The organism is Chryseobacterium sp., assembly GCF_022712095.1.
GTDB lineage: Bacteria > Bacteroidota > Bacteroidia > Flavobacteriales > Weeksellaceae > Chryseobacterium.
The window spans coordinates 1-5802 of record NZ_JALAHD010000183.1; the positions used below are offsets into that span (position 1 = coordinate 1).

The window sequence follows — 5802 nt, forward strand, 5'->3', positions numbered from 1 at the left end:
TCCAAAAATAAGAAATAAAACCCGACCCCTTAAAAAATGTTAAATAAAATATAATTTAATACATTCATCTATTTCAAAACATAATTCTCAATTTTATAACAGCTTATTTAAGATATAATTACAAAATAAACCAAAAAAAATAGAATACTTTCTTAAAAAGACGAAAAAAGTAAAAATATCATTTATTGATCTAGGTCAATGATTTTTATTGATCTAATCCTCTAAATTTGCTAATACAATAATTAACAAATAAAAAATAATAACAATGGCTACAAAATGGAATTTAGACCCAACTCATAGTGAAATTACTTTTAAAGTAAAACACATGATGATTTCAAACGTAAAAGGAAGCTTTAGAGATTTCACCGCTGAGATCGATGCGGAAGATGATACTTTCCAAAACGCTACCACTACTGCAACTATTCAGACTGGTTCCGTATTTACGAACAATATAGACAGAGATAACCATTTAAAATCTGCAGAATTTTTCAATGCCGAAGAGCATCCAACTATTACTTTTGAATCTCAAGCATTAAACAATACAGTTACAGGTAATCTTACCATTAATGGAATTACAAAACCGGTAACTCTTGACGTAGATTTTGGGGGCATTAATAAAGATCCCTGGGGAAATACAAAAGCCGGATTTTCTTTTGAGGGAAAAATCAGCAGAAAGGATTTTGGCTTAAACTGGAATGCAGCATTGGAAGCAGGAGGTGTGATGGTGAGTGATGATGTAAAAGTTGCAGGTGAACTACAATTTGTAAAACAATCATAATTTCAATACTTCTTATCTTAAGGGTTTGAAGAAATTTTAAACATTTTGCTTTGAACCCTTTTTAACTTATAATTATAAAATCTAATTTAAATAAAACATACAAAAAATTATTCATTAACTATTCATTTTATAAAACACAATTATGAAAAATGTTTTTTCGCAGCTTTTTTGTAAAGCTTTATTATTAGCAGCATTTATGATTGTTGCTTCAGTGCCTGTAACTTCTAAGTTATCAGCAGGTGAATTCCCACTTCCAAAAGGATTTAAAAGTGAATTCAAAACTATTAATGGAGTTAAAATGCATTATGTAAAGGGAGGCTCCGGACCTTTAGTGTTTATTCTTCATGGATTTGGATCTACATGGTCTGAATGGAGTCAGGTAATGCCTGAACTTGCTAAGAAGTATACTGTAGTAGCGCCTGACCTTCCGGGATTAGGAGAATCAGGAGTTGCAAAATCTTTTCAGGCTTTAGATGTAGCAGATATCCTGTACAAGTTGGCATTAGAAAACAGTGGAAATCAAAAATTTTATCTTGTGGCTCATGACCTCGGTATTTGGAATTCATTCCCAATGTTAGTGCAGCATCAAGATAAAATTATTAAAGCTGTATATTTAGAAGCTCCTATTCCGGATGATTCATTGTATCAATTTCCAGCGTTCACACCTGAAGGAGAATCATACGTATGGCACTTTAGTTTTTTTGATGCTGATGAACATTTAGCAGAGAGATTAATAAAAGGAAAAGAAAGGTTTTTCTTTGAACATTTTATCAGAACTCACGCTTCTAACTTTGCGGCATTCTCACCAGAATACCTTGATAAGATAGCTAAATCTTATTCTAAGCCTCATAGCCTAAGTTCCGCATTCGCTTATTACAGAGTAGTTAATCAAAGTGTTAAAGATAACAAACGTTTAACTGCCAATACTAAAATTACTATTCCAATGATGGCAATCGGTGGCGGTGGTATTGGATTTGGAACTCAACAAGCCGAACAAACCCGTAAATACGCCACTAATGTAATAGGAGAAGTAATTCCAAAATGTGGGCACTGGATGCCAGATGAATGTCCAAAACCTCTTACAAAACTTATTGTAGACTTTTTAGCCGAATAAAGCCGATAATAGGGTATTATTTGTACATTAGAATTAAATTAGATTAGATTATGTATAAATTTTATTAAAGTCTATCAAAAAAGGTTCAGAGGTTTATATAAACCTCTGAACCTTTTATCTTTTTAAACATAAAATTATGACCCTTAACGATCTACAGAATATCAGTGAACAGTTTAAAACAACTCAGAGAATGCCTGTCTTATTTTTAGGGCATGGCTCACCTATGAATGCTATTGAAGAAAATTTGTTTGTACAAGGATTCAGAATGGCAGCACAGAAAATCCCAAAACCAAATGCCATCTTATGTATTTCAGCGCATTGGTTTACAGATGGTACTTTTGTTACCGCTATGAATATGCCTAAAACTATCCATGATTTCTATGGGTTCCCAAAAACTTTATTTGAAGTAGAATATCCTGCCCCCGGAGATCCTGAGCTTGCCAAAGAAACATTAGAGCTCTTACAGCCTATATTGGTGGAGGAAGATCATAGTTGGGGATTAGACCATGGTACCTGGTCCGTCCTTAAGCATATGTACCCCAATGCAGATATTCCAGTGATCCAGCTTAGTATAGATTATACGAAACCTCCACAATACCATTTTGAATTGGCAACAAGACTTAATAAGTTAAGAGAAAAAGGTATTCTAATTTTAGGAAGCGGTAATATCATTCATAATTTAAGGATGATCGATTGGAAGAATATTAACACCGTAGGTGCCGGATGGGATTGGGCCGTAGAAGCCAGAGAAAAAACCAACAATTGGATTCTGGACGGAAATTTTCAAAATATCATTGATTACCAGAACCAGGGAATTTCATTGCAATATGCTGTTCCTACTCCTGATCATTTTTTACCTCTTATTTACACTCTCGGATTAAAAAACAAATCTGAAGACTTAACTTTATTCAATGATGCATTAATCGGAGGTTCTCTAAGTATGACCAGTGTAAGGATTGGTTAATTGGTCAAATACAGCCTGAATATGAAAGAAGGAAATAAATTCCGCAGAACATCTCACATTATTAAGATGTGACACATTTCCCCGAAAGGTCTTTCGATCATGCCAAAGTAACAATTCCAGCATTGTAAACCCGCCACTGCAGATTTACCAAATAATCAGCGGAAGTTCAACTCTCGGAATCCGATTATATTTGATGGTCCATAAACAAAGTATATTTCAAATTCCCTGATGTTTTTCCAGATTAGCTATTCCACATATTTTTCTTTGAACTTAAAAACAAGACTTTTATTAAAAGTTCCAGACTTGGAGTAGTACTTCTACCATCTTATTTAAATTCTGATCGATAAACATTTGAAGTATCTAAAGATGGAAATGTCTCGGACTCTCTCCTTCTTATCAGTGAAGGAGACTTCTCAAAAAAATAAAATTGAAAATATGCTCTCTTGCTATGAATGGGAAAATTAAAGCGCTTTTTCAAAACAGACACTATTTTCAATTCCAATATATTGCCCATAATTGGGAATTTTAGAATATCCGCTTTTCTCATAAAGAGCAATTGCTTCTGGCTGTTTAGTTCCGGTTTCTAAAGCACATTTTTTATATCCCAATTCTTTTGCCCACTGCTCTAATTCTATGAGTGTTGCAGAAGCTAATCCTTTTTTCCTATATTGAGGATTGGTATACATTCTTTTAATTTCCACCACTTCCTCTTCTTCAGGAAAAGGTTTAAAAGCTCCACAAGCTACTGCCACATCATCAAAATAAGCAACCACACAATTCTTAAGCATATCAATTTTATTAAACTGATGATAGAAAGCATGGTCATCACCATCTCTTTCAGCCAAATCTGCATCAAGATGTTTTACTAGGTTTTTAAAATCTGTATTGGTAGAATCTACCCTTTTGATAATCATAATATATTCGTTATTAATTTTTGTCGTTAATCTTCATCAGAAGGCATTGGTGGCGGTGGGCTCTGATATTTTCCATCTTTCATTTTTTGAAGGAGCCTTTCTCCTATTTCCCTTCCAAATTGAGCTCCTGCTTCCATACTTTCTTTTAAAATGGCAGGCATATTTTTTATGGTCTTCTGCCCCACCGGACTTTTATAAAAAGTGATCAGCTCATCAAGGTCAGATTCAGTATAATATTTATCATAGATGAGAACATAGCTTTCAATCATTTTTTCAGGATGAATTTCTTTCAAAAAATCATTCCAAACATCCTCAGGAATATCAGAAAAGTTATTTTTATAATATCCTATCATTTGCTCTGCTGTCTGCATAGTCAACTTATCAACTTCCATTAAACCCATCACCTCTTTTATCTTCTCTTTTTTAGATTGGGCAAAGCTTAATATTCCTAAAAAAAGAACAAATACGGTAATAACTTTTTTCCTCTTCATCTATTTAAATTTCCACTACAAATTTTCTTTCATTAATCAATTCTGCAATAGCTAACATATCTTGACCAATTAATCGGTCATCCTCCAGTTTCTTTACTTTGGAGCGGAGAATACTAAAGTTTTCTTCAACAATTTTAGAACATTTTGCCGGTCTTCGGAATTCCAATCCCTGCGCTGCAAACATCAACTCAACTGCAAGTATATTAACTAAATTTCCTAAAACCTGATTAAATTTCCTACCCGAAATACTTCCCATAGAAACGTGATCTTCCTGCCCTAAACTGGTTGGAATAGAATCTGCGGAAGCGGGGAAACATAAAGTTTTATTTTCTGTAACCAATGCTGCAGAAGTATATTGAGGAATCATAAACCCTGAATTTAATCCTGAACTTTCAGTCAGTAACCTTGGTAATCCATATTTTCCTTCTAGCAATAAATAACTTCTTCTATCCGAAATATTTCCTAATTCAGCCGCGGCTAAAGTAGCATAGTCTAACGGAAGAGCCATTAATTGCCCATGGAAGTTTCCTCCGGAAATAGATTCTTCGGCACTCAAAACTATTGGATTATCCGTCACTGAATTGAGTTCCGTTTCAGCCATTCCTTTAAGATGCTCAAAAGCATTTCGGCTTGCTCCATGCACCTGAGGCACACATCTCATTGAATAGGGATCCTGAACTCTTTCACAATCTTCATGAGCTTTAAGGTTTTCGGAACCTTTTAAAAGCTTAACCATTCTTGCAGCTACCTTTTTACTTCCTTCGAAAGGTCTGATCTCATGAAGTTCTTTTTTAAACGGACTTGCAGAACCTCTGTAAGCTTCTAAGCTCATGGCTGCTGTTACATCCGCAAGGTTTAATAAATATTCAAATTTCTCCAAACCCTTAATCGCATGAGCCAGAATAAACTGGGTTCCATTAATTAATCCTAATCCTTCTTTTGGTCCAAGACTTAACGGTTTCAATTTATGTTTCTTTAAAATTTTTGCGGTATCAACTGTGTTCTCCCCATCCCAAACTTTTCCTAAGCCCAACAGAGGAAGAACAAGATGAGCCAGAGGAGCCAAATCTCCTGAAGCACCTACAGATCCCTGTTCAGGTACAACTGGGATAATATCATTTTCAAGCATAAGGATCATTCTCTCAATCACCTCCAGCGAAACTCCGGAAAACCCTTTTGACAATGCATGAATTTTAGCAATCATCATTATTTTAGAAAGCTCCTTATCAATAGGTTTACCTACACCTACAGCATGAGATATGATAAGGTTATACTGAAGGCGGGCTGTTTCATCAGCCGAAATTTTAGTATCACAAAGGGGACCGAAACCAGTATTAATTCCATACACACACTGGTCTGATTCTACTATCTTTCTTACATTATCCTGAGATTTCAAAATCTGATCTTTTGCCTTTTTATTAAGTTTGGCTTTACCAGGATTTTTACAGATCTCTAAAACATCATGAAAGCTAAAAATATCTACACCGTATATCATTTCTAAAAATTTGCCTAAAATTACACATTTAACGATAACTGTAAAA

6 protein-coding genes are annotated in these 5802 nt (G+C 34.5%); 3 read left to right on the top strand and 3 right to left on the bottom strand.

What is annotated here, in order from left to right; translation table 11 throughout:
- The first annotated feature begins 265 nt into the window (after positions 1 to 265).
- The 3 genes from Q0A18_RS09470 (at position 266) to ygiD (ending at position 2856) form a co-directional block, all read left to right on the top strand.
- Positions 266 to 778 carry a YceI family protein gene (locus Q0A18_RS09470; protein WP_292009911.1) on the top strand — a complete coding sequence of 171 codons (513 nt, stop codon included), beginning with the start codon at positions 266 to 268 and terminating at the stop codon, positions 776 to 778.
- A 142-nt stretch (positions 779 to 920) separates the two neighbouring features.
- Positions 921 to 1892 (top strand): alpha/beta hydrolase, encoded by a 972-nt coding sequence (locus Q0A18_RS09475; protein WP_292009912.1) that lies wholly within the window; start codon positions 921 to 923, stop codon positions 1890 to 1892.
- Between the two features lie 136 nt (positions 1893 to 2028).
- Positions 2029 to 2856 (top strand): 4,5-DOPA dioxygenase extradiol, encoded by an 828-nt coding sequence (ygiD, locus tag Q0A18_RS09480; RefSeq protein ID WP_292009913.1) that lies wholly within the window; start codon positions 2029 to 2031, stop codon positions 2854 to 2856.
- Positions 2857 to 3317: 461 nt separating this feature from the next.
- Here the strand turns inward: ygiD and Q0A18_RS09485 are convergent, their stop codons facing one another.
- Genes Q0A18_RS09485 through hutH form a run of 3 tightly spaced genes read right to left on the bottom strand, consistent with a single transcriptional unit; the run spans position 3318 to position 5756 of the window.
- Positions 3318 to 3770, bottom strand: a complete 453-nt coding sequence (locus tag Q0A18_RS09485; RefSeq protein ID WP_292009914.1) for a GNAT family N-acetyltransferase — start codon at positions 3768 to 3770, stop codon at positions 3318 to 3320.
- Between the two features lie 26 nt (positions 3771 to 3796).
- Entirely contained in the window at positions 3797 to 4261 is a 465-nt protein-coding gene (locus Q0A18_RS09490; protein WP_292009915.1) for a DUF2059 domain-containing protein, read from the bottom strand.
- Between the two features lie 4 nt (positions 4262 to 4265).
- Positions 4266 to 5756 carry a histidine ammonia-lyase gene (hutH, locus tag Q0A18_RS09495; protein WP_292009916.1) on the bottom strand — a complete coding sequence of 497 codons (1491 nt, stop codon included), beginning with the start codon at positions 5754 to 5756 and terminating at the stop codon, positions 4266 to 4268.
- Between the last annotated feature and the right edge of the window lie 46 nt (positions 5757 to 5802).